Annotated in this window: 21 protein-coding genes; 17 read left to right on the forward strand and 4 right to left on the reverse strand. The window is 37.6% G+C overall.

What is annotated here, in order from left to right:
• Nucleotides 1–3: 3 nt before the first annotated feature.
• From rbbA to INT39_RS00775, 4 genes are all read left to right on the forward strand, one after another.
• Nucleotides 4–2,760 carry a ribosome-associated ATPase/putative transporter RbbA gene (gene rbbA / locus INT39_RS00760; protein ID WP_193015462.1) on the forward strand — a complete coding sequence of 919 codons (2,757 nt, stop codon included), beginning with the start codon at nucleotides 4–6 and terminating at the stop codon, nucleotides 2,758–2,760.
• Nucleotides 2,761–3,888, forward strand: coding sequence for an ABC transporter permease (locus INT39_RS00765; protein ID WP_193015300.1), 1,128 nt, complete (start codon nucleotides 2,761–2,763; stop codon nucleotides 3,886–3,888).
• A 265-nt stretch (nucleotides 3,889–4,153) separates the two neighbouring features.
• Nucleotides 4,154–4,543, forward strand: a complete 390-nt coding sequence (locus tag INT39_RS00770; protein ID WP_193015301.1) for a hypothetical protein — start codon at nucleotides 4,154–4,156, stop codon at nucleotides 4,541–4,543.
• On the forward strand, nucleotides 4,530–7,280 hold the full coding sequence (locus tag INT39_RS00775) for a phage tail protein (protein ID WP_193015302.1): 2,751 nt from the start codon (nucleotides 4,530–4,532) through the stop codon (nucleotides 7,278–7,280). Before INT39_RS00770 ends, INT39_RS00775 begins: the two co-directional genes overlap by 14 nt.
• 282 nt (nucleotides 7,281–7,562) lie before the next feature.
• On the opposite strand, the gene dmsD is transcribed toward INT39_RS00775, so the two are convergent.
• The 4 genes from dmsD to dmsA form a co-directional block, all read right to left on the reverse strand.
• Nucleotides 7,563–8,174, reverse strand: a complete 612-nt coding sequence (gene dmsD, locus INT39_RS00780; RefSeq protein ID WP_193015303.1) for a Tat proofreading chaperone DmsD — start codon at nucleotides 8,172–8,174, stop codon at nucleotides 7,563–7,565.
• Between the two features lie 173 nt (nucleotides 8,175–8,347).
• Nucleotides 8,348–9,205 carry a DmsC/YnfH family molybdoenzyme membrane anchor subunit gene (locus INT39_RS00785; protein WP_193015304.1) on the reverse strand — a complete coding sequence of 286 codons (858 nt, stop codon included), beginning with the start codon at nucleotides 9,203–9,205 and terminating at the stop codon, nucleotides 8,348–8,350.
• A 1-nt stretch (nucleotide 9,206) separates the two neighbouring features.
• On the reverse strand, nucleotides 9,207–9,824 hold the full coding sequence (locus INT39_RS00790; RefSeq protein ID WP_193015305.1) for a DMSO/selenate family reductase complex B subunit: 618 nt from the start codon (nucleotides 9,822–9,824) through the stop codon (nucleotides 9,207–9,209).
• 11 nt (nucleotides 9,825–9,835) lie between these two features.
• Nucleotides 9,836–12,274 carry a dimethylsulfoxide reductase subunit A gene (gene dmsA, locus INT39_RS00795; protein ID WP_193015306.1) on the reverse strand — a complete coding sequence of 813 codons (2,439 nt, stop codon included), beginning with the start codon at nucleotides 12,272–12,274 and terminating at the stop codon, nucleotides 9,836–9,838.
• Nucleotides 12,275–12,948: 674 nt separating this feature from the next.
• Between dmsA and INT39_RS00800 the strand changes: the two genes are divergently transcribed.
• The 13 genes from INT39_RS00800 (at nucleotide 12,949) to INT39_RS00860 (ending at nucleotide 26,022) form a co-directional block, all read left to right on the forward strand.
• Nucleotides 12,949–14,319 (forward strand): sucrose-specific PTS transporter subunit IIBC, encoded by a 1,371-nt coding sequence (locus INT39_RS00800; RefSeq protein ID WP_193015307.1) that lies wholly within the window; start codon nucleotides 12,949–12,951, stop codon nucleotides 14,317–14,319.
• Nucleotides 14,320–15,726, forward strand: coding sequence for a sucrose-6-phosphate hydrolase (locus INT39_RS00805; protein WP_193015308.1), 1,407 nt, complete (start codon nucleotides 14,320–14,322; stop codon nucleotides 15,724–15,726). It abuts the gene before it with no gap.
• A 77-nt stretch (nucleotides 15,727–15,803) separates the two neighbouring features.
• The gene (locus tag INT39_RS00810; RefSeq protein WP_193015309.1) at nucleotides 15,804–16,814 is read left to right on the forward strand and encodes a LacI family DNA-binding transcriptional regulator; all 1,011 of its coding nucleotides are present in this window, start codon (nucleotides 15,804–15,806) and stop codon (nucleotides 16,812–16,814) included.
• An 82-nt stretch (nucleotides 16,815–16,896) separates the two neighbouring features.
• Nucleotides 16,897–17,748 (forward strand): AraC family transcriptional regulator, encoded by an 852-nt coding sequence (locus INT39_RS00815; RefSeq protein WP_109408170.1) that lies wholly within the window; start codon nucleotides 16,897–16,899, stop codon nucleotides 17,746–17,748.
• Nucleotides 17,749–17,846: 98 nt separating this feature from the next.
• Nucleotides 17,847–18,560, forward strand: a complete 714-nt coding sequence (locus tag INT39_RS00820; RefSeq protein ID WP_226894000.1) for an AzlC family ABC transporter permease — start codon at nucleotides 17,847–17,849, stop codon at nucleotides 18,558–18,560.
• Entirely contained in the window at nucleotides 18,557–18,871 is a 315-nt protein-coding gene (locus INT39_RS00825) for an AzlD domain-containing protein (RefSeq protein ID WP_193015310.1), read from the forward strand. The genes INT39_RS00820 and INT39_RS00825 overlap by 4 nt, the downstream gene beginning before the upstream one ends.
• Before the next feature lie 314 nt (nucleotides 18,872–19,185).
• Nucleotides 19,186–20,430 carry a PfkB family carbohydrate kinase gene (locus INT39_RS00830; protein WP_193015311.1) on the forward strand — a complete coding sequence of 415 codons (1,245 nt, stop codon included), beginning with the start codon at nucleotides 19,186–19,188 and terminating at the stop codon, nucleotides 20,428–20,430.
• Entirely contained in the window at nucleotides 20,430–21,374 is a 945-nt protein-coding gene (locus INT39_RS00835; protein ID WP_193015312.1) for a tripartite tricarboxylate transporter substrate binding protein, read from the forward strand. The genes INT39_RS00830 and INT39_RS00835 overlap by 1 nt, the downstream gene beginning before the upstream one ends.
• Before the next feature lie 37 nt (nucleotides 21,375–21,411).
• Nucleotides 21,412–21,843 (forward strand): tripartite tricarboxylate transporter TctB family protein, encoded by a 432-nt coding sequence (locus INT39_RS00840; protein WP_226944508.1) that lies wholly within the window; start codon nucleotides 21,412–21,414, stop codon nucleotides 21,841–21,843.
• 15 nt (nucleotides 21,844–21,858) lie between these two features.
• Complete coding sequence (locus INT39_RS00845; RefSeq protein WP_193015314.1) at nucleotides 21,859–23,349, forward strand: tripartite tricarboxylate transporter permease; 1,491 nt, start codon at nucleotides 21,859–21,861, stop codon at nucleotides 23,347–23,349.
• A gap of 139 nt (nucleotides 23,350–23,488) precedes the next feature.
• Nucleotides 23,489–24,484, forward strand: coding sequence for a dihydroxyacetone kinase subunit DhaK (locus INT39_RS00850; protein WP_193015315.1), 996 nt, complete (start codon nucleotides 23,489–23,491; stop codon nucleotides 24,482–24,484).
• Nucleotides 24,485–24,486: 2 nt separating this feature from the next.
• Nucleotides 24,487–25,092: a dihydroxyacetone kinase subunit L gene (locus INT39_RS00855; protein WP_226894001.1), complete on the forward strand. Its 606-nt coding sequence runs from the start codon at nucleotides 24,487–24,489 to the stop codon at nucleotides 25,090–25,092.
• 18 nt (nucleotides 25,093–25,110) lie between these two features.
• Entirely contained in the window at nucleotides 25,111–26,022 is a 912-nt protein-coding gene (locus tag INT39_RS00860; RefSeq protein ID WP_193015316.1) for a dihydrodipicolinate synthase family protein, read from the forward strand.
• The last annotated feature ends 58 nt before the right edge of the window (nucleotides 26,023–26,080 follow it).

Below are 26,080 nucleotides of genomic sequence, written 5' to 3' on the forward strand. Positions count from 1 at the left end.
ATAATGAGAACGCAAAGTCATTCTCATATCATTGAATTGACTCATGTATCCCAACATTATGGCGATACCAAAGCGCTTGATGATGTGACATTGACTATCCCCGCAGGAAAAATGGTGGGACTAATTGGCCCCGACGGTGTAGGTAAATCCAGTTTAATTTCTCTTATCTCGGGGGCGAGAGAGATTCAAACAGGACAAGTGATTGTTTTAAACGGTGATATGAATGATGTTGAGCATCGAAGAGCTGTTTGTCCCCGTATTGCCTATATGCCGCAAGGGCTGGGTAAAAATCTTTATCACACACTGTCTGTTTTTGAAAATGTTGATTTCTTTGGTCGCTTATTTGGTCAATCAAAACAAGAGCGAGCTGAACGTATTAATGATTTACTTGAAAGTACAGGATTAGCTCCATTTCGTGATAGGCCTGCGGGTAAGCTTTCTGGAGGAATGAAACAAAAACTTGGTTTATGTTGTGCGTTAATTCACGATCCAGAATTGCTTATTCTTGATGAGCCTACAACAGGGGTTGACCCTTTATCACGCGCTCAATTTTGGGAGTTAATTAATCGGATACGTAAACGCCAAACAAATATGAGCGTGTTAGTTGCAACCGCTTATATGGAAGAGGCAGAGCGTTTTGATTGGCTTGTTGCCATGGATGCAGGAAAAGTATTGGCAACGGGTCATGCGGATGAATTAAAAACACAAACTCATACCGATGAATTAGAAGCTGCGTTTATTGAATTGTTACCCGAAGAAAAGAAAAAGAATCACCAAAAAGTCATCATTCCACCAAGAGATAAAAGTGACGATGATATTATCGCCATCGAAGCTCAAGATTTAACCATGCGTTTTGGTCAGTTTGTTGCCGTCGATCATGTCAGTTTTCGTATTCCGAAAGGTGAAATTTTTGGTTTTTTAGGATCAAACGGTTGCGGTAAATCAACCACAATGAAAATGCTAACCGGATTATTAGAAGCCAGTGAAGGGCGTGCTTGGTTATTTGGTCAAGAGGTTGATCCTAAAGATATCGAAACTCGCCGCCGAGTGGGTTATATGTCACAAGCTTTTTCGCTTTATAGTGAATTAACCGTTCGCCAAAATCTTGAATTACACGCCAAACTTTTTCATATTCCTGAAGAAGAAATTCCTCAACGTGTTAAAGAAATGAGTGAACGTTTTAATTTAACTGATGTTGAAGACGTGATGCCAGATGGTTTACCACTAGGTATTCGCCAACGTTTATCACTAGCCGTTGCCGTTATTCATAAACCTGAAATGTTGATATTGGATGAACCGACCTCGGGGGTTGACCCCATTGCGCGAGATATGTTCTGGAACTTGATGGTTGACCTTTCAAGACGTGACGGTGTCACTATTTTTATCTCCACACACTTTATGAATGAAGCTGCACGTTGTGACCGAATGTCATTAATGCATGCGGGTAAAGTACTGGTGACCGATACACCTTCAAATTTAGTCAAAAATAGTCAGTTTGATACACTTGAAGAAGTGTTTATTGATTACCTTAAAAAAGCATCAGGTGAGCAGGAAGCACCTGAACTGAATGAAAAAGCACTACAACTTCCAACATCTACTCATGACAGTGCAGAAAAAGCATTAAAGCAGCGATTTAGCTTACGGCGTTTGTTTAGCTATAGTATTCGTGAAGGTATGGAGCTACGTCGTGATCCGGTACGCCTTACTTTGGCTCTATTGGGAACAGTGATCCTAATGTTTATTATGGGCTATGGTATTAGTATGGATGTTGAAAATCTTCGTTTTGGTATTATGGATAGAGACCAAACGGGATTAAGCCAAGCATATAGCCAAAATCTTTCGGGTTCTCGTTACTTTATTGAAAAAGCCCCCATTACAGATTATGACCAGCTTGAACGTCGGCTTCGTAGTGGTGATATTACAGTTGCAATTGAAATCCCTCCTAATTTTGCTCGTGATGTTGCAAAGGGAAATACGGTAAAAATAGGTGTTTGGATAGATGGTGCCATGCCAAATCGTGCTGAAACAGTACGTGGCTATATTCAAGCAATGCATTTAACATGGATGCTTGACATGGCAATGCGACAACCTACAAATGTGGTTGATAAATTATCACCGATTAATATCGAAACACGTTATCGCTATAACCCAGATGTAAAAAGTTTACCTGCTATTGTACCTGCCGTTATCCCTCTGTTGTTAATGATGATCCCTGCCATGTTAAGTGCATTAAGTGTGGTACGTGAAAAAGAGCTGGGTTCTATTATCAACCTTTATGTTACACCAGTGACTAAAGCTGAGTTTTTATTAGGTAAACAATTTCCTTATATTTTATTGGGAATGTTTAACTTCTTTATGCTCTGTGCGCTTTCAGTCTTTGTATTTGGTGTTAGTTTTAAAGGCAGTATGCTCACACTTTCTTTAGGTGCATTGCTCTATATTACGATAGCAACGGGCATTGGGTTATTAATTTCTTGTTTTATGAAAAGTCAGATTGCCGCTATTTTTGGTACCTCCATTATTACCTTAATTCCTGCGACCCAGTTTTCTGGGATGATAGATCCCGTTTCATCACTTGAAGGTATTGGTAAATGGATAGGATACATTTATCCAACTTCTCACTTTTTAACGATCTCGAGAGGAACCTTCTCTAAAGGATTAAATCTTTTTGATTTGCCTTGGTCTTTTATTCCTTTGCTTATTACTATCCCAATTGTAATAGGGCTAAGTGTCTTTTTCTTGAAAAAGCAGGAGGCTTAAATGTGGCGTATAATTCAAAATGTGTTTAATTTGGGTGTAAAAGAGCTACGAAGCCTCTCACGTGATAAAGCGATGCTGGCATTAATTGTGTTTGCTTTTACCGTGTCTATTTATTCATCAGCAACCGTAACGCCTGGTTCATTACATAATGCTCCTATTGCAGTTGCAGATCAGGATAAATCACAGTTATCTGCACGTATTGTAAACAGTTTTTATATGCCTTATTTCTTACCACCGGCAGATATCACACCAGAGCAAATTGATGGTCTGTTAGATAGAGGAACTTATACTTTTGCACTAGATATTCCACCTAATTTTCAGCGTGACCTCTTAGCGGGTCGTAAGCCTGAAATACAAGTTAATATCGATGCAACACGAATGAGCCAAGCTTTTTTAGGGAATAGTTATATTCAAAACATCGTAATGGGAGAAGCGAAAACTTTTTTAGCCAAAAACAGAACGAACGATCCATTACCTGTTGATTTAGAAATAAGAATGAGTTTTAACCCAAATCTAACGCAATCTTGGTTTGGTTCCGTTATGGCAATTATCAATAATATTACGATGTTATCGATTGTATTAACGGGGGCTGCCTTAATACGAGAGCGCGAACATGGAACTATTGAACACTTGCTTGTGATGCCTGTAACCCCATTTGAAATTATGCTCTCTAAGATATGGTCAATGGGATTGGTTGTATTGTTGGCATCTGCAATGTCGCTCGTATTAGTTGTAAAATCGTTACTTCATGTGCCGATTGAAGGCTCAGTTTTACTGTTTATGTGCGGTGTTGCTTTAAGTTTATTTGCCACAACATCAATTGGTATTTTCTTAGGAACAATGGCGCGCTCAATGCCACAATTTGGTTTATTAATGATTATGGTATTACTGCCATTAAATATGTTATCTGGTGGGATGACATCACGAGAAAGCATGCCTCAGTTTGTACAAGATGTGATGCAGACAATGCCAACAACGCATTTCGTGAGTTTAGCTCAAGCTATTTTGTATCGAGGTGCAGATTTCTCGATTGTATGGCCCCAATTTATTACCTTAATTGTTATTGGTTCAGTATTTTTCTTGCTAGCATTATTACGTTTTAGAAAAACCATTTCAGCAATGGCCTAATAAATTTAGATATAAATCGATAAAACAACCCATTTTCTTCTATTATTAAACATAGAAGGAAGTGGGTTTTTTTATTAATCTAATTATTTCGATTTCCCATTACACTTAATAATTTACTTTCAATAAATAACATTTACCAAACAAAATTATATATTGATGATAATAAATTAAGTAAATCTAATTAATAAAGAATAATTGACTATGAAATGGTGGTTTTAATTGTTTTTATTGGCATATAAATAATGATTTAAATAAGGTTGAATTTATGAAAATAATAAAAATTTTAAAAAAAGTAACAAGAGAAAGAAAAGTTAATAAAGAAGAATATATTGGTATAGATATTATGGATATTAAACCGAACGGAGATAAATTATATTTACCTTACTCTGTAAACGCGTGGTATACCACGATACTTAATGAACCAATAACGATTATTCAACTTCCAACACCAATATCGGGTGCTCAGATTTTACTTCATATAACCCAAGGTTCAGGTGCAAATAAAATTACTTTTTTTAATGATGTTTTATGGCCTTTAGGCCGTAATCCTGTTTTGTCATGGAATAAGAATGCTATTGATATGATTCAGTTTATTGCACTTAACGGGAAATGGTTGGGGCGATTTATTGGTGGAGGTATGCATGTATCAGGATGAGAACTTAATGTCCGTTTATAATTTATTGTTTGGGCATCAATATTTTTTAGATAATAATACCGGATTAACCATTGATAGAAGCAAACAGCATTTTGTTTTTAATCCTGATAGTGTTTTATCAAATAATAGACATACCCTTGGATATACACGTTTAGAATCTCAACCTAATGGAGATGCAACAACAGAAGGGCAATCATTACAAATTTTAGGGTATCTTTACGTATATAAAGCAACGAAAGATAGTTATTGGTTAGATAAAGCAATTAGCTGTTTTGATGCTTATATTAAACATTTCTATCAGGGCCAAGCAATACCCGATCCTCCTCATGATAGATGGTTAAGTCAATGGATCATAAACGGCAAAGAACCGACTTTATCCAACTGGCCAATTAATTTTGATGAGCCTACAAATTCAGGATTCATTGATACTGAAATTATGTTTACCGATGGTATTTGCCAAATACCACACGGTGCCCCTTATTGGGGAGAGTACCTTGATATAGTGACACAAGCTTATCGAGGTAAATTGTCATATCCCAATATCAATGCCAGAGTTATTGGTCTTAATAAGGATGGAAGTATTAATTGGGGCCAAAAAGGTGAGTCTGTTAAATTAGCATGGTTGGTTGATTTGTATGGACGTAAAATTGATCATCAAGGCAATATTTTAGAAGAAAAAGCGGTTGAACCTAAAGGTTGTGTAAAAATGGTCTTACCGATTAATGGATTATGGAAATTATGCCATGCAAATATTCAGCCTGTAGAACAAGGTGGTTTTCTTATAAAACGAAATATGGCATGGCATAATCGACCGCTGAATATTCCTATTTTAGATAAGCAAAATTATGGGAATGCAGCAGATGCTGAAGAGTGGTTTTTAGAGGCAAGTTATACATTATGGAAAATAACCAACGAGCGCCATTATTGGTTAGTTTGGCGAAATTGTGCATTAATGTGTATGCGATATGCAAATATTGATTCTGATGATAAGTTTTTCCGACAATCGACAACTGAATTAACACCATTTACGGATGGGATCTCTTACGAATATCACTATCCTAAAAATTGTCATATTTCTTTTGATAGAGATAAACAGGGATTTATTAGAATTAAAACGGATAGAGATGCCTCAGTTACTTTAGAACAACAAAGTATTTCAAAGAAAATTGATAAAGACGCTAAAATAACAATTAATGTGGGAGGTGTAGATAAAAATAAAGAACCTTTAAAAGTCAGAATTAATATGGAAATTATTCCGCAGAGAAATAGTAATATTATACAAAACTGGTTTTTACCGCTTCCTGATACATCTTCCAATAATAATGTTATAAAGTATGAATTCAATGTAAGCTCACTTATTCAAAAAAATGAGAGTATTGAATACCTTACTGTTAATGATGTAGGGTACGTCAAACTTAGTGAGGATATTGAGACTTCATTTTATTTTGAAGATAATGTTATTGATGGTCGTTCGGCTGTTGTCCAACACATAGTAATAAAAGATGACAGTAAAATAATGATAGGGTTTTGGCTAACCAACCAAGGAAAGGCTATACCTACATCTTTTACATATAAATTAGATAAGAATCAATGGGAAATTATTATTTATGATGTGTCTCTTTGGCGTTGGTATTGGAAATTACCTATAACAGAAGGTAAGTGGTCTACGCTTCAATTAACATCTGAATCACTCATATTAACGACTTATCAGCCTTATCACTCAAATAACGAAACTAAGCCGAAGCATCCCACTCTACAAGCCGTATCCAGTATCACTTTAGCGGTAAATGATTTTGGATCAGACAATGATTCAGAAATTGTGTGGTATTGCTTTAACGATATACCCATTCGTTTTAACGATCTTGACGGTTGGACACATAAATTTTCAATAACCTTATCGGGTAATGAAAGTTTTGAAGGACTAATTGGTGATTGTGATATTAGTTATAATGACCTCAATAAACTTGCTTATACACCAGGTATTATTCCTTTTTCCAATAATTCCACAAAAGACTCATCCCAATTTGATTCATGGCGTGGATTACCTTATCCCGGTTATCAACATCCTTTTATATATATTCATGAAGATAACGCACAAACGCATTTAGAGAACATGTGCCAGTTTCTTTTTGATGCTCAAAAAGCTTATGAAGATAAATTTAAGGTAACAGGGCCGGTTGCAATGGCCTACGTATGGAACCGTTGGGATAATATTGAGTATGGTGAGGCCGATACTTTTATTTTTAATCATTGGGGGAGCGATGCATGGGCTGGTTATCAGCCACGAGCATTCGCGTCTGCGGCTAGAGCATGGTATGAACTAACCTCGAACCATAAAAAAGCCCCTGAAAACCTCATTCAATTTACCAATAATTGGGTTACCTATCTCATTAACTTTTTTGAAAAAGTCGGGGGGTTTCCGTGTGAGTTTCCTGCGGATTCCTTACCACCTGAAAATCGAAAATTTGTCGGTCATATGACAGGATTATGGCTATGTGGTCTTTGTTTTGCTGCAATGTCTGGATGTAAAAACAGTAAATTAGATTGGATTATTGAAAAATCGGTGACTGAACTTATTGAACACTATCAGGTTGTGTCTCCAACAAGCCCAATGAATGGCAGTTGGTCTCCTGCGGTAAGAATAGGCAGCGATAATGGCATGTTTTATGGATTCTGGTCAGGTGAAATTTTACGAGGATTAGGTATGTATATTTTATACAAGCAAGAAGTTGGTTAATTTATACCAACATCTAAATAGCCGTTATTACTTAATTTATTGGATGAAAAAGACGAGTTTTTAGAGATTATCAATATAGTTGGAATTATTTTCAGCAAAGGTACTTCTACTTCTATCTTGTTAGAAAATAATGATATTAAAAAAGGGATAATCGAAAAAATGATTAATTTAGGTGTTATCTAAAAGAATGTATTAGGTCAGTATGAATTTAGCCATTTTTTAAAGTGATACCATAATAACCAGCCGTTAAGGCTGGTTTATTTAATCAAGTTTATTTTGCGATTAACAAAATAACTGCTTTTCAGCAGGGATAACATTTAACTGCGATTGCCAGCTTTTTAGTGTTAATGTGGCCAGCATGGCTAAACCTTCGTAATAAGGGAATGCGCCTTGTAAAGACAGCTTCTCTAAATAGCGATAACCCCAAGGTAAAAGATGTTCTGCTAATAATTCATTGAGTTTTTCAGGGCGCGTTTCTGCAATCCAAGCCACCATCATCACCATTAAACCAAAGTGATCTTCAGGCTCATTTTGAGTTAACGCAATATCAATACCATTTTCTAGCATCCATTCACGTAAATCTAATGTTGAATTACCAAATAATACATTCTCATGATCAAGGTAAACAGAACCCCAAGGTGGCGCAGGTAATGCGTAAGGCCCTACAAATAAACGTTGATAAGCTTGCGCTAAAGTTTCTTCATTGAATGAGGTTTGTGAAAGTAGACTTGCAATACGTTGCTTTTCTTCATCGCTGCCATAAGGCCATTCTTCAACCCACTTTTGACTAGATAGTAGATCGACAATGTCACTTTTTTCAGTCGGTGCATAATAAAATGCTGCACCTAAAATACGGGCGGTGAGAGAAATGTCAGTAATAAGTTGTTGTTCCATAATATTTTTATAATCCGCTTAGATTTATTGTCTTTACTATATGCGATTTTCTATCTAAACATAATGACGAAGATTAAAAAAGAGTGATACCGCATTATAAAAGGAAAACCGCCATAACAGATAAAAAGTACATGCTTTTTACTATTACAGCGGTTTAAAGGATCAGTCTTTAATTAACCTACAACCGCCATACCGACAGTCATATGTAAACCATAGAACACACCGCGTCCGATAAATTCACCGGCAAACACAAAAATAAAGCCCAATGCTAATAAAGCAACAGATGGGTTATTTTTACGCAGAAGTGGTGTAATCCAGCAACTTAAGCCTAAAACTAAAGCCACTAATTTAATTCCCATTAACGCACCATAGTTAGGCACTAAATCCACTGCTTTTTGTACAGAGGTTTGAATAGAACCTAATTCAAAGCCTTGTGATGTTGCCACAATGGCACTCACAACAATCGCGATAACACTTAATAATGGTAATGCACTGACACAATTGAGGTTAAAACCTGCAATACGCAGTAAAAGTGCCGCTAAAATAGGGCCACCGATAAAGGCAGTTAATACAAAATTAAATGTGGTGTAGCTGTTATACCACGTTGGAACAGTATCAATTTGGTATACGCGAGATATTGCAGCAATAAATAACGCAGCCAATACCATAACTAGCGCGACGCATAATTTACCTAATGCAGCCGGCATCTTATTAAGCACAGCCAATAACCAGTAAATACCACCGAGCGCAAAGAAAATTGAACCGCTGGCAATTTCATTACTTAATGAAGAGTGGCCCAAACGAAGCAACGAATTAAAGGCACGTAATGGGGTGCCCATATGCATCATGGATAATAAAAAACCAATACCCATTAATGCCCAAAGACCAAACATGCTGTAATGTACTTTTCGGTTCATTTCGAGGGAAAGCTTACCCGAAAGGATAGCGCATCCCATAATAATAAAAGCGCCTGCGACACTTTGACCGATAACGGTAAAGAACATCAGTGGCCATTCATGCAATCCCACCATCTTACACCTCCTTTGGGTTTGCCAGATGACCAGTGGTATCACCCACAGGACGGCTATTGGCATTTAATTTAAGGACAATATTTGGCTTGGTATATTTAGCTGAAGGAAGTGGGGCGATTTCAGCTAAATCACCGTATTTTGCGCGTAATTCTTCAATTGGTGCCATATCTAATGCGCGCAGTGGGCAAGATTCGACACAAATTGGTTTTTTGCCTTCAGCAACCCGCTCATAGCAGCCGTCACACTTGGTCATATGACCTTTGACTTCATCAAATTGCGGTGCGCCATAAGGGCAAGCCATATGACAATAGCGGCAACCGATGCAAATCTCTTCATTCACGACAACAAAACCATCTTCGCGTTTGTGCATTGCACCACTTGGGCAAACTTTTGCACAAGCAGGATCATCACAGTGGTTACACGAAATTGATAAGTAATAAGCAAACACGTTTTGTGTATAAACGCCATCTTGCTCTGTCCAATCACCACCTGCATATTCATAAATACGGCGGAAATTAACTTCTGGGGATAAATTTTTAAAATCCTTGCACGCCAGTTCACAGGTTTTGCAGCCGGTGCAACGACTTGAATCAATATAAAAACCATATTGCGTTGACATAACCAGACTCCTTACGCCTTGACGACTTCAACAAGATTACTGTGAGAAGGATTACCCTTAGCAAGTGGCGAAGGGCGTTGTGTCGTTAACACGTTAATGCTACCTGCATGATCAATGCGGTTGCTATCTGGGTTATACCAAGCCCCTTCACTTAAGCCGACAACACCCGGTAAAATACGAGGTGTCACTTTTGCATTAATCCGAACTTCACCGCGATCGTTATAAATACGCACTAAATCGCCGTGTTTAATACCGCGCTTAGAGGCGTCTACCGGGTTTATCCACATTTCTTGTGGGCAGGATGCTTTTAAGACATCCACGTTGCCATAAGTAGAGTGAGTACGTGATTTATAGTGGAAACCGGTCATTTGTAATGGATATTTTTTCATTGCGGGGTCACCATAACTTTCAAACCCAGCAGAATAAACTGGCAGTGGATCAATCACATCGTCTGAGTCTAATTCCCATGTTGCTTTAATCTCAGCAAGTTGAGATGAATAAATTTCAATTTTGCCCGATGGTGTCGTTAATGGATTATTGTCAGGGTCTTCGCGGAATTTACGATAAGCAACGTGATGACCTTCAGGGTCACGTTTTTTGAAAATACCTTGAGCGCGGAACACTTCAAAAGTAGGAAGTTCAGGTACATTTTGACGAGATTGTTCATAAAGGTGACGTAGCCACTCTTCTTGAGTGCGGTTTTCAGTGAATTTTTCACCTACCCCCATACGTTTTGCTATTTCACTCGTCATTTCATAAATATTACGACTTTCAAAACGCGGTTTGATTGCTTGATCTGCAAAAATGACATATGCCATATTACCGGCAGATGCATCCATGCAGAAATCCATCTGCTCTGATGCAGTACAATCAGGCAGTAAGATATCGGCATATTTAGCAGATGAAGTCATATGGTTATCGATCACCACAATCATTTCGCATTTTTTATCGTCTTGCAAAATATCGTGAGTACGATTGATTTCAGAATGTTGGTTAACTAAACAGTTGCCTGCGTAGTTCCAGACCATTTTAATCGGTACGTCAAGTTTGTCTTTACCACGAATACCATCACGGGTTGCGGTCATTTCTGGGCCACGTAAAATGGCATCCGTCCACATAAACATTGAAATGCTGGTGGTAACAGGATTGGAGAAGGTTGGCATACGAACAAAAGGAATACTATAAGAGCCTTCACGAGCCCCAGTATTACCGCCGTTAATTCCCACATTACCGGTTAAAATAGAGAGCATCGCAATCGCACGAGAGGCTAATTCACCATTTGAACGGCGTTGAGGGCCCCAACCTTGGGTGATGTAAGCGGGTTTTGCTGACGCAATTTCACGCGCCAATTTCACAATACGTGAAGCAGGGATCCCTGTAATTTGTGCTGCCCATTCTGGCGTTTTGGGTTGACCGTCTGCGCCATCACCTAAAATATAGGCTTTATAGTGACCATTCTTTGGTGCACCTTCTGGCAGGGTAGTTTCATCATAACCTACGCAATATTTATCTAAGAAAGGCTTATCGACCAAGTCTTCTTTGATCATGACATACGCTAACGCATTGACTAATGCGGCATCTGTACCAGGACGAATAGGGATCCATTCGTCTTCACGGCCTGCACCCGTATCGGTATAGCGTGGATCGATGATAATCATTTTTGCATCAGATTTTTCACGCGCTTGCTCAACGTAATAGGTGACACCGCCACCACTCATACGTGTTTCGCCTGGATTATTACCAAACATCACGACAAGTTTGGTGTTTTCAATATCTGAAGGGCTATTACCATCTGCCCAACCACCATAGGTATAGTTTAAGCCAGCCGCGATTTGCGCCGTACTATAGTCACCATAGTGATTAAGATAACCACCACAACAATTCATTAAGCGAGCAATTAAGGTAGCACCGGGTGGCCAAGACTTAGTCATGGTGCCACCTAATGTGCCTGTACCATAATTTAGATAAATCGATTCATTACCATAATCTTTTATTAAACGTTTCATGGTATCTGAAATCGTATCAAACGCTTCTTCCCATGAAATACGTTCAAATTTACCTTCACCTCGTTTGCCAACACGTTTCATTGGATAACGTAAACGGTCTGGGTTGTAAACTCGGCGACGCATAGAACGACCCCGTAAACAGGCTCGAACTTGGTGTAATTCTTCGTAGATATCATTGCCGGTGTTGTCAGTTTCGACATATTTAATTTCACCATCAACCACATGCATACGTAATGGGCAACGACTCCCGCAGTTTACGGTACAGGCGCTCCATACCACTTTTTCACTATTTGTTGTTGATGTTGTTTCAGAGGCAACGGCTTGATTAAAAGGGAGCGATAATCCACCCGCGGTTATGGCTAAACCACCTGCCGCACCCGTTTTTACAAAATGGCGGCGAGATAAAGGGGTGGAAAGTAACGCCATCTCTTTGATGTTTTTCATACATTACTCACTTGATTATTTATATTTTTAAGAAAAAACAGAAGCTAACAAGCTTATAGAGAAATAATTATTGTTATTGTTGTTAAAAAATAAGCACTTTAACGTAGGTAATAAAACCCAACTGTTAATGTGGATACTACGTATTTTCTAAAAGTTGTAGTTGCTTTACATCAAAGAAAAGTGATTTATTACAAGCGTTACCAGTTTTTAAGGTCATCTTAAGTTTTTGTATTAGTTAAACTTAATCATTTGATTATTTTCTTTGTATAACTAAATATATAACGATTGATAAAGTGTTATAATGTTACTGATAACAACGAATAAGTAGAATAATAAGACACTATCCCTAAGATTTTATTGGATAATTCGCGAGTAAAATCAATATTCGTAATATTTTTTTCTAAACTATAATTATTTAACATAATGCTAATTTAATTAGCTAAACAATAATTTTGTTGTTTAGCTATTCCTTTATCCCCTCTTTTTTTATCATCAAAATATGATGGCTAAATCCTCTTTTTTGTCGTTTTGATCACAAATAAACTTGATTTATCCGTATTTTTATTGCCATTTCGGATAGGTTTTTATTTAATCAAATTATCAGCTAAACCGTTTTAGTTTTTTGGTTATCATTAATAATCGTTTATAAACAAAATAAGACTACAGAGGCTATGATGAATATTGAGAATATTGCTCGCCAGCTAGTGCCGTTATTGGGAGGTGCTGAAAACATTGCCAGTGCGGCGCATTGTGCTACCCGTTTAAGACTCGTTTTAGTCGATGACACGAAAGCAGACAAAGAGGCAATCAATAAATTAGAAGGTGTAAAAGGGTGTTTTAGTAATGCAGGGCAAATTCAGGTGATTTTTGGTACTGGCTTAGTCAATAAAGTGCATGCTGCCTTTATTGCTGCCGCGGGTATTGGTGAATCAAGTAAATCTGAAGCAGCAAATATTGCAGCGAAAAAACTTAATCCATTTCAACGAATAGCGAGACTACTTTCTAATATCTTTGTGCCTATTATTCCTGCAATTGTGGCGTCAGGTTTATTAATGGGACTACTCGGGTTAATGAAAACTAACCAGTGGGTAAGCGCTGATAATGCACTGTATATTATGCTAGAGATGTGTAGCTCAGCCGCCTTTATTATTCTCCCTATTTTAATTGGTTTTACAGCGGCAAAAGAGTTTGGTGGAAACCCTTATCTAGGTGCAACGTTGGGCGGAATTTTAACGCATCCTGCATTAACTAACGCATGGGGTGTGGCTGCGGGTTTTAACACCATGAACTTCTTTGGGTTAGAAGTGGCAATGATTGGTTATCAAGGGACGGTTTTTCCAGTCTTGCTTGCCGTTTGGTTTATGAGTGTATTGGAAAAACAATTACGTAAAGTTGTTCCTAATGCACTCGATTTAATTATCACGCCATTTTTAACCGTTATTATTTCGGGCTTTGTGGCGTTATTAGTCATAGGACCTGTTGGTCGCCTTTTAGGTGATGGTATTTCATTACTATTAAGCACCTTAATTACACAAGCGGGTTGGATAGCAGGGCTGATTTTTGGTGGCCTTTATTCTGTAATTGTTATTACGGGTATTCATCACAGTTTTCATGCTGTCGAAGCGGGTTTATTAGGTAACCCTAATATTGGGGTTAACTTTTTATTACCGATTTGGGCAATGGCGAATATTGCTCAAGGTGGTGCTTGTATTGCGGTTTGGTTTAAAACCAATGATGCGAAAATTAAAGCCATTACGATCCCTTCTGGTTTTTCTGCCATGTTAGGTATTACAGAAGCTGCCATTTTTGGGATTAATTTACGTTATGGAAAACCTTTTATTGCTGCATTGATTGGCGGTGCGGCGGGGGGGGCGTGGGTCGTTGGCTCGCATGTTTATATGACAGCCGTTGGATTAACGGCGATCCCTGGTATTGCGATTGTACAAGCTGGCTCGATCACCAATTATATTATTGGGTTGGTGATTGCCTTTGTCACTGCATTTGTTCTCTCTCTTTTACTAAAATATAAAGTGGAGTCTGCATAAATGAATAAAAATAAAGGGTTGTCTACGATCTTACAGGCGGTTATGCGTAATAGCGCTAACGTTATAAAAGATAAATATTATCCACGTTGGCATTTAGCGCCAGTAACAGGGTTATTAAATGATCCAAACGGATTTTGTTTTGATGGTGAATATTATCATCTGTTTTATCAGTGGAACCCTTTGTCTTGTGAACATAAACATAAATGTTGGGGCCATTGGCGTTCAAAAGATCTCATTAATTGGCAACATCAACCTATAGCTTTACTGCCCGATGAGTTTTATGACAAAGATGGTTGTTATTCTGGCAGTGCAGTGAGCAATAAAGGGCAGTTAACGCTCTGTTATACTGGCAATGTAAAATTTGAAAATGGCTCTCGCACAGCATGGCAATGTTTAGCTGTTGAAAATCAGCAAGGTGGTTTTGATAAATTAGGGCCTATTTTAGGGCTTCCTGAAGGTTATACAGGGCATGTACGTGATCCTAAAATTTGGCAATATAATGATGTCTGGTACATGGTATTAGGCGCACAAAACTTAGATAAACAGGGTAAAGTTTTACTCTATCGTGCATCTCACTTATATCAATGGCAATTAGTCAGCGAATTAGCAGGAAGCTATTTAGGCGGATTAGCTGATGCGGGTTATATGTGGGAATGCCCAGATCTCTTTGAACTAGGTGATCGCTTTATTTTATTAACCTGTCCCCAAGGTATAAAAAGAGAGCCACTACGATTTTTAAATTCGCATTCTAGTGCTTATTTAATAGGGGATTTTGATTATTCAACATTGCAATTTCAGCATGGTGATTTAATCGAACTAGATGCGGGGTTTGAGTTTTATGCACCTCAAACAACATTAGCCAATGGCAGACGTTTATTATTTGGTTGGATGGGCGTTCCTGATGGTGAAGAAATGTATCAGCCGACGATTGCAAATGGCTGGATACATCAAATGACCTGTCCTCGTGAATTACAAATAGTAGAAGGAGAGCTTTCTCAACAACCCATAAAAGAATTACAGCAACTCAGACAAAAGCCAACATATTGGCAAGGCCTTGCGGATAATGCTCCTGATATTAACGATTTTTCAATTGAGTTAGAGGTGCAACTATTTGGCTCTATTAACATCTGTTTTTCTGATACTCTTGCGTTAATTATTGAAAAAAACCAAGCGATATTAAAACGTCGCAGCTTAAAAAATGGGGAATGGCAGTCACGTTTTTGGTCTGGTGATATCAAACACCTTCAAATATTATGTGATAGTTCCAGTGTAGAGATTTTCTTTAATCACGGTATTGGTGTAATGAGCAGTCGTTTTTTTCCTTCAGAAAAACAAACAATCACGTTTTCAGGTAACGAGATGATTACGCTAACAACTTGGCAATTAAATGATGCATTGCCCAGTTGAATATGAACAGTTAAATAAAAGAATCTAAAACAATAAAATAACATCAGTTCAGCGAACGGATATTAAGTGGAATTACAGTGAAAAAACAAAAACGTACCACTATTACAGACATTGCAAAATTAGCAGGCGTTTCCAAAACAACGGCCAGTTTGGTATTAAATGGGCGTGGTAAAGAGATGCGAGTTTCTGATGATACGATCGCGCGAATTACGGCTATTGCGGAACAATATCAATATAAACCGAATATACATGCTCGTTCTTTACGAGATAATCGTAGTTATGCGTTAGGATTGGTTATTCCTGATATTACTAACTACGGTTTTGCTTCTGTGGCATACGAGTTAGAAATATTGTGTAGGGATGCGGGAATTCAGTTACTTATTTCATGCACTGATGAAAATGCCGCTCAAGAAACACTGGCAATAGAACACCTATTATCACGACAAATCGATGGTTTAATTGTAGCATCTTGTTTACAAAATGATTTTGAATATCAACGTTTAAGTCAGCAAATTCCGGTTGTGTTATTCGACCGTTATTTTGAAGGGACAACACTCCCTTTTGTTGTCACGGATTCAACAACTTCAACACAACAACTGATTGCAGAGATTGCTTCAGCAAAAGGAATGGATGAATGTTATTTTTTAGGGGGACAATCTACATTATCACCCACTAAAGATCGTCTTTTAGGCTTTACCAAAGGGCTTTCTCAAGCCAGTGTTGATTTAAAGTCAGAGTGGGTTATTCATGGGCATTATCACCCAAGTTCAGGATATGAAATGTTTGGCTCTTTATGTGCCTCTTTAGGTCGCCCACCAAAATTTGTTTTTACTTCGGCTTGTGGCTTATTAGAAGGGGTATTACGTTATTTAAGTCAAAATAAAATTATGCAAAATGAAGTCTATTTAGCCGGATTTGATGATCATTACCTTTATGATTCATTATCAATACCAATAGATTCTATCGCACAAAATAATCCTGAACTGGCCTTACACTGTTTCCGACTTATTATGGGATTAATTAATCAACAAAATTTAGAAATTCATCAAATTTTTGTTCCAGCAAAAATTCATCAACGACATGAGTAAGACTGAGCAATTTTATGCAATCATCAGTATAGTGTTTATGATACAAGCTGATGATTTTTACTGTTGATGGAGTCAATATTCAATGCGCCAAGAGCAGGCTAAACTTATCCACCTTCCTGAGCTAAATAGCCTTGCTTATCTGCAAGCTGAATATTTACACCAAACTTTCTCTCGCCATACCCATGAAGGCTTCTGTATTGGTGTCATTGATGATGGCGCACAGCAGTTTTATCGCACAGGAAGCGAACATATCGCTCCTAAAGGCGATATCATTATTGTTAATGCAGATGAAGTTCATACCGGCTCCTCTGCGGTTGAATCTGGTTGGGCTTATCAAGCTATTTATCCCACACCAGAATATCTGCAAACATTAACGCGTGATCTACAACAAGAGCAGGGTGCCACGCCTTGGTTTCCTGATGCTGTTATTCACGATCCTGGTTTAAGTCAGCAACTTTTATTACTTTTTTCATTACTGGAACAGCCTAATAATTATCTTTTAAAAGAATCGCTATTGCTTTCAACAATGGCAATGTTGATTTTGCGTTATAGCAAAACAAGAACCCAAGAAAAGCCCTTAAGTGCTATAGGGCAACGGTTACAGTGGGTGAGTGAATTAATGAATGACACACCCGAAAATGAATTTTCACTCAACACGTTAGCTGAAATGGTGAATTTAAGTCCATGGCACTTTTTACGTCAGTTTAAAAAAGAAATAGGTATGACCCCCCATGCTTGGCTTATTCAAGCCCGAATTCGTAAAGCAAGGCAGTTACTCTCTTTAGGTCATACACTTACTGATGTAACACAACGTTGTGGTTTTTCAGATCAAAGCCATTTCCATCGTCATTTTAAAAACGCTATTGGTGTTACACCGGGAAACTATTTAAAAGGGCTTCGATTATCTTCCTCTTTAAAATCCCCCTTGTTGTAATAAAAAATTAAAAGAGCAATTTTATACAATCCCATTTATATTTACTGACTGATAATCATTCCTCATAGAATTAATAGGCTAGAAGTGAAGACAAGCTAATGGGAAAAATTAAAAATAATAATGAAAAAGGGCAAGCAATGCGTGCTTTTGGTCTCGGTGCTTTACATGCAATGCCATTATGCCTTGCGGTGATCCCTTGGGGAATATTGGCCGGTTCAATGGCGGTTGATGCGGGATTAACCTTTGCGCAAAGTGTTGGGATGTCCGCCATTATTTTTGCTGGTGCAGCGCAATTAGTCACATTAGGGTTAGTTGTTTCTGGTGCAGGTATGTTGACAATTATTGTTTCCGTTTTTTTTATTACCGCACAACATCTTTTATATGGCTTAACCTTACGCCCTCATGTTGCTCATTTAAAATGGTATCAAAGGATCACCATCGGCTTTTTGCTTACAGATGAGCTTTTTGCGGTATCAATGCAACCTAAAATAAAACTAACGCCTGCTTATATGATAGGGGCAGGATTATGTTTTTATTTAGTGTGGGTCGCTGTCAGCATTGTGGGTATTATTATGGCAAGTCAAGTCTCTGATTTATCCCGTTACCACCTTGATTTTTCAATTGTTGCAACGCTATTGGCTATTGTTATTCCATTAATAAGAACATTTAGTACGTTAGTGGGTGTTGTTGTCTCTTTTTGCCTCTCTATTATTTTTAGTTGGTTAAATATAGAGGGTGGCGTAGTGATGGGTGGGCTAACAGGTATGTTTATCGCAGTTTGTGTTGCAAGAATAAGAGGAGAGCAAAAATGACATGGTCGTTATTATTAGTTCTAGCGCTAGTCATTTTTCTTTTACGCTATTTCTTTCTAGAACCCGCAGTACCCGTTAAATTACCGTCAGTGATCAGACAAGCATTAGGATATTCTGCACCTTGTTTATTAACGGCAATCTGTGCACCGATTGTACTGTTAGAAAAAGGCGAATTTAAAGGTATTATTGATAACCCTTATTTATGGGGCACCATATTGTGTGTGGGACTCGCATTGAAAATACGCAGTACATTAATGGTGGTTTTACTGACCTTGGTTGGTTTTTATCTGCTTAATGCCTTGTTAAACTAAATACCAAAGGTGATTTTATTTAACGTAATATTTACATTTAAAAATAATCACTTTTGCATTAATTTTACTCCTTATTTTATCAGCCGTCTTTGAACGGCTGATTCCACCTCTCTTTTCTGTATTACCATTCATTATCCGACTCGTTTCACCTCTCATTTTTAACGTATGCCAATTGATGTTGTGTTAAAAAAATGTGATCTAAATTGCTTCGATTTGGTTTTGCTTCTGCTTTTGGTTTTTTGTTTTGAATACCATCGCAGAATTATAGACTCGATCTCCTTATTCTCGTTATCAATGATACGGAGGCACTTTATATGTTTTCAGAAGAACGGCGACAGGAAATCTACACCATCATCAGGGAACAAAAAAAAGTTAAAGTGGCTCAGCTTGCGGAGAAATTCAGTGTCACATTGGAGACTATTCGCAGTGATTTGAAATTCCTTGAAGGAGAAGGGTTGATCAAACGTTGTCATGGTGGCGCCATACTAGGGAAACAAGAAATTAAAAAAATAAGTAAATTCAGTGATAGTTTTGATATTTCATGTTTATTGCACGACTTATTAATTGTTAGAGAACGTAAAGAGAGAAAGCCAGAAGGTAAAGTCTGTGTTTTAGGATCGTTTGTGGTGGATATTATCGCTAATGTCGAATCTTTTCCGAAAGTCGGTGAATTAGTTAATTCAAAAAGCAATTCGATAGGCCCTGGTGGTAAAGGAACAAATCAGGCAATGGCAGCAAGTTTTTCTGATGCTAAAGTCCATTTAATAATGAAAGTCGGTGAAGATCATTTTAGTAAATACGCTTATAAATATTTACAAGAAAGTGGTATTGATTCTTTCACTATTTTTCAAACAGAAACCGAGCCAACAGGCAGTTCGATTAGTTATTTAGCTGACAAAACACAAAATAATATTACAGCAACTTATTTAGGCGCAAATAATACCTTTTCTGATCAAGAGATTGATATTTCATTGCCTTATGTAAGTGAAGCCGATGTGTTATTACTCCAAGGTGAAATTAATATAGAAGCTAATATTAAAGCAGCCTTATTTGCTAAGTCGGTTAATAAAATCATCATACTGAATGTTGCACCTTATAACGAAAACCTAAAACAACTTTATTTATATCTTGATTTTATTACTTTAAATGCAAATCAAGCATCCCATTGGGCTGACATTGAAATAAACGATATTAATGATGCAAAGCAGGCTATCAGTATTATTTCCGGTGACGAAAGTAAGAAAGTGATTATTTATATGGATAAACTTGGTGTGGTTTATTTTGATGGCCGAGCCACATTCCATATTCCACCTATGCCATCGTTACGTGTAGACACAATGGCAGCAACAGATGCGTTTAACGGTGCATTTGCATCAAAGATAGCAGCAGGAGGCACAATGCATGAGAGTGTATTATTTGCCAGTGCTTTCCTCTCTGCATTTATAGAACAAAAAGGCGTAACAGCAATGCCTGTCCTTTCTCAAGTTCAGGCTCGCCTTAAATCAAGGCTTGAAGATATTCGGCCACAAATAATCTGCAATGAGAAAAGGTGCATATAATGAAAAAAACACTTCTGGCATTTACCCTATGCAGTTCCATTTTTACACTTCCGGCTTTCGCTCAATACCCCGAAAAACCGATTACTATCGTTGTTCCTTGGGCTGCTGGCGGTAATACCGATACTGTTGCACGTCTAGCAGCAAAAGGGCTACAAGAAGAATTAGGCGTTACTGTTAATGTGGTCAATAAAACAGGCGGGAGTGGTGTTGTGGGTCATGATGCCATTAAAAATGCAAAACCTGATGGCTATACACTAGGAATTGCAACGGTTGAAATTACCATGATGCATCATCAGGGAATGACCAATTTAACCTACCAAGATTACACACCTATTACACGCCTTGCTGTTATCTATGGTGGATTACAAGTTGGAAAATCATCACCATTTAAAAATGCACAGGAAATTATTGATTATGCGAAAGCAAATCCAGGTAAGTTAAAAGCATCAGGCAGTGGCTTAAATTCTATTTGGCATCTGAATACTATTGGTATGTTGCGTGCGGCTGGATTACCAGATAATGCTATTCGCTTTATTCCTTCTCAAGGTGCGAGTGCGGCATTACAAGAATTAGCATCAGGGGGTGTTGATATAGTGACATCTTCATTAGGTGAAGCCGACAGTATGGTAAAAGCGGGATTAGTAAAACATATGGCCATTATGTCCAATGAGAAATCTGCCTTTTACCCAGATGTCCCTTTATTCAAAGAAGCTACCGCTTATAATTGGGATCTGCAAGCGTGGAATATGTTAGTTGCTCCCAAAGGTCTTGATAAAGAAGTGCAAGATAAACTCACCGCAGCCATGAAAAAAGTATATGTTTCTGGTGAATTAGCCGAATTTGCAAATAAACAAGGCTTTGAAGTTATTGAATTATATGGCGATGATGCCACTCAATTTATGGCCAATGAAGATAAAAAGTTTGGCGAAATTATAAAGAAATAACTGAGGGAACGGCTGAGCAACAGCCGTTTTTATGCCTATGCTAAATCGTCATATACTATCATTCATATTTTGTTTCTTTGGTTTATTCCTTATTGTTTATAGTGCATATTCATTAGGCGATTTTAGTGAATATGGTGCCGCGTTTATGCCTTCTATTATTGGCGGTGGAATGATTATATTTTCATTAATAGATATATTTTCACGTAAACAAGAAAGTGATATTCCATTAGTAACATGGCATGAAATAAAATTCGTCTTATTAATTATCAGTATTATTCTTTTTTATGTACTTGCATCTGATTATTTAGGTTTTATTTTAACCGGATTAATTATTACCGCACCATTAATGATGAAATATGCAACAACAAAACCTATATACAGTTTTATTATTTCAGCAGGAGTGGTGTTAGGTGTGTATTATTTATTTACCGCTGTACTGTTAGTACCGCTACCTCAGCTATTTTCATAAATAGAGAACAACAGTATGGATATATTAATTAGCGCACTTGCTTATATTGATTACACAACAATACTTGTCGTTATTGGTGCTTGTTTATTTGGTCTGTTTGTTGGTGCTATTCCTGGGTTAACATCTACAATGGCTATTGCCTTAATGGTGCCATTTACTTTTTTTCTCGATCCTATTCCAGCCTTAGCTTTAATGATTTCCGTTGGAGCATCATCTATATTTGCAGGTGATATTCCTGGTGCTTTATTAAATATTCCAGGTACCCCTGCATCAGCAGCTTATACTAATGATGCACATTCTTTAGTAAAACAAGGCAAAACAAATCGTGTCTTGGGCATGTCATTAACCAGCTCTGTGATTGGTGGTGTCATTGGAACCATTATATTAGCTTCAACAGCACCGATATTGGCCGAGTTTGCTTTAAAATTTAGCTCTTACGAATATATGTGGTTATCTTTAATTGGTTTAAGCTGTGCAACAATTGTATCTGGCTCACATATTAGAAAAAGCTTATTAGCATTATTCTTTGGTATTGCATTAGCCACCATAGGTTATGATGAATTTACAGGGCAAGCCCGCTTTACTTTCGGTGAAGTATCTTTAATGCAGGGAGTCAGTTTTATTCCAGCAATGATAGGGCTATTTGCCATTTCTGGTGCGATTAAATATTACGTTGAACGTTGGAAAGAAAAGCAAATTACACTAACAGAAGTGAATGTGGAAAATAACTCTTACAATATCTTTAAAGGCGTGGGTGGTGTTGTTCGTCAACGTAAGGCCGGTATTTTCCGTAGCGGAATAATAGGAACATTAATTGGTGCTTTACCCGGTGCGGGAGCCGATATTGCAGCATGGATCTCTTATGCTGTTTCAAAAAAATTATCTAAAAAGCCAGAGAAATATGGCCATGGTTCTGAAGAAGGTATTGTTGATGCATCTGCCAGTAATAATGCCAGTTTAGCAGGAAGTTGGATACCATCTCTAGTCTTTGGTATTCCCGGTGATTCTGCGGCTGCAATTATTATCGGTGTATTGTATATGAAAGATATGCAACCGGGGCCAACGTTATTTTTATTTAATCCCGATAAATTGTATGCTGTCTTTATTATCTTTTTTATTGCTAATCTTATTTTACTGCCGATTGCGTTTATTGTTGTCAATTTATTGAAAAAGATTGTTGCTATCGATAATGCGATTATTTACCCAGCAATTATCCTATTTAGTATCGTTGGCTCATATGCAATCACAAATACGATGTCTTCTATTGTGGTTATGTTAATTATGGGGGTTATTGGCTATTTCCTTCAAGAACGAAAATTTCCTATATCGCCAATTATTTTAGGCATGATATTAGGGCCAATGTTAGAAAAGAATTTGCTCTCATCATTAATGAAATCTGACGGTGATTTGATTAGTTTTGTTAACAGACCTATATCGATGGTATTAGCCAGTGCATTTCTTCTCATTGTTATTATGCAAATTAGAGGTGCATTAAAAGCCAAATAAGGTATCTCGTTTTTATACCAAATAAATTAAATATAAAGATACTTTTTAAGTATCAGGGAAAGCTCATCTTAAATAAGCAAAATAACGTTTTTTTAAGGTGTTAGAAATCAGCAGATAAATAAAAATATCGGGTGATAAAATGAAAAAAATATTAAATAAGCCAGAAAATTATGTCGATGAAACATTAGCCGGTTTATGCCTTGCGCATAGCCATATTTATCGTCAACCACAGCCAAGATTAATTACTCGTTCAAACAAAACGGATAAACCGAAAGTGGGTATTGTCACAGGCGGTGGTTCAGGACATTTGCCAGTATTCACGGGATATGTCGGTGAAGGTTTATTAGATGCTGCCGCCGTGGGTGATGTTTTTGCTTCACCTTCAGCAGATTTAATGGCTGACGCTATTCGTGAAGCAAATAGTGGTTTAGGTGTATTGCTACTTTATGGCAATTACGGTGGTGATGTCATGAATTTCGATATGGCAACTGAAGCGGTTGATTTTGAAGATGATATTCGTTGCACAACTGTATTAGCCGCGGATGATGTCGCTTCAGCAAAACCCGAAGAGGCGCATAAACGCCGTGGTGTAGCTGGGATGATTTATGGTTTTAAAATGGCGGGCGCCAAAGCAGAAGAAGGTGCATCACTTGATGAAGTGACACGTATTGCTCAAAAAACCATGGAAAATACCCGGACGATTGGTTGTGCATTAACATCTTGTACTTTACCTGCGGTAGGACATCCTACCTTTGAAATTGGTGAAGATGAGATGGAAATGGGGATGGGCATTCACGGAGAGCCGGGAATTTGGCGTGATAAATTACGCAGTGCGGATGATATTGCACAAGAGATGTTTGAGCGTCTACAAGCAGAATTATCATTAAAAACAGGGGATAAAGTCTCTGTATTAGTGAACTCTTTAGGCGCAACGCCATTAGAAGAACTTTATATTCTGTACAAAAAAATTGCACAACTGATTAATAAAACAGGTGCGACTATTGTGCATCCATTGGTCGGTCGTTATGCCACATCTATGGAAATGACAGGGGCAAGCTTAACATTGTGTAAGTTAGATGATGAGCTAGAAGCCTTGATGAGTGCGCCAGCTCATTGTGCATTCTGGAGAGTATAACGATGAATATTACACTTGAAATGCTCAAACAAGCGGTTTTGCGTATCGCTATCGCTTGTGAGCAATCTCAAGCAATGCTGTGTGAAGCTGATAGTCGTTTAGGTGATGGTGATTTAGGGATCACCATGCAAAAAGGATGGCGACAAATTGCCGATGATGCACAAGATTGGCCTGACGATTTAAGTAAAGCTCTTTTTCAATGCAGTAAATCATTACAAAAAGCCTGCGCATCTTCTTTTGGTACATTGCAAGCGACCGCTTTTATGGCAATGGCAAAATATTGCAAAGAAAATCAACTGCAAGAAATAGCACCCTCCGACATTTCACCACTTTTAACGGTTGCGTATCAAAGCATGATGGCAAGAGGAAAAGGGGAGTTGGGGCAAAAATCGGTACTGGATATTATTTATCAATTATCTGAAACGTTAAAACCTGCTTTATCTCTATTGGAATTAAAAACAGCAGCCTTACAGAGTATTGATAATACGCTTAATGAATTTCGTCAAAAACCTAATTTATTAGGTCGAGCGCGTATGTTCCCAGAAAAATCAATTGGTTTAGATGATCCTGGCATGTTGGCAATTAAAGTTATTGTTAAAGCAATCTGATTTAATAAAGGTCTTAATATGAAAAAATTATTTGGCGTTACAGTGGCAATGGTTACTCCGTTTGATTCAAATGATCAAGTGGATATTAAAGCGTTATCTGCATTAACTAACATGCTAGTTAATAAAGGTGTTGATTGCCTCTATCCTTGTGGCACTACGGGAGAAATGTTACGTCTATCTGCTTTAGAACGTAAAAATGTTGCGAAAACCGTTGTTGAAACAGCAAATAAACGCTTACCTGTTTTTATTCATGTCGGTGCAATGACATTAACCGAAACTATTGAATTAGCGAAACACGCAGTTGATATTGGTGCTGATGGTATTGGCGTGGTGACGCCACAATTTTTTGGTGCAACAGACAGGGAATTAGAAAACTATTTTGTGACAGTAGCAAACAGTGTGCCGGATAATTTCCCTGTTTATCTGTATAATATTCCACAATGTGCGGCAAATAATATCAAGCCTGAATTAGCAGCAAAAGTACAACAACAATGTAAAAATGTGATTGGGATTAAATACAGTTTTGCTGATAACAATACAACATTAAGTTACCTTGCTGTTGCAGAGGGTTTTTCAGTTCTTCATGGTTACGACAAATTATTCTTAGGATTATTAGATGCAGGTTGTGATGGTACTGTTTCAGGCTGTGCTTGCGTATTCCCTGAGCCATTTGTGAATATGTATAAAGCCTATATTGCAGGTAACTATCAAGAAGCGAAACACTGGCAACAATTTTGTGTGAAATTTAGTGATGCACTTAAGTCTGGTGCGAATATGGCAATATTTAAATCAGCATTAACTATGCGTGGTTTAGAAGGTGGTCATATGCGTTTGCCACAACTTGATTTATTATCTGAGGAAAATCAACAATTAAAAGAAAATCTGACTCAATTATGTAAAGAAGCAGACATCACTTTTTCACTTAATTAACAATGAGTTAAATAAGCATCTCCGTTATTTTAATGGATCGGTTGTGTGTTGATCATTT

The organism is Pseudomonas sp. FME51 (assembly GCF_014897305.1).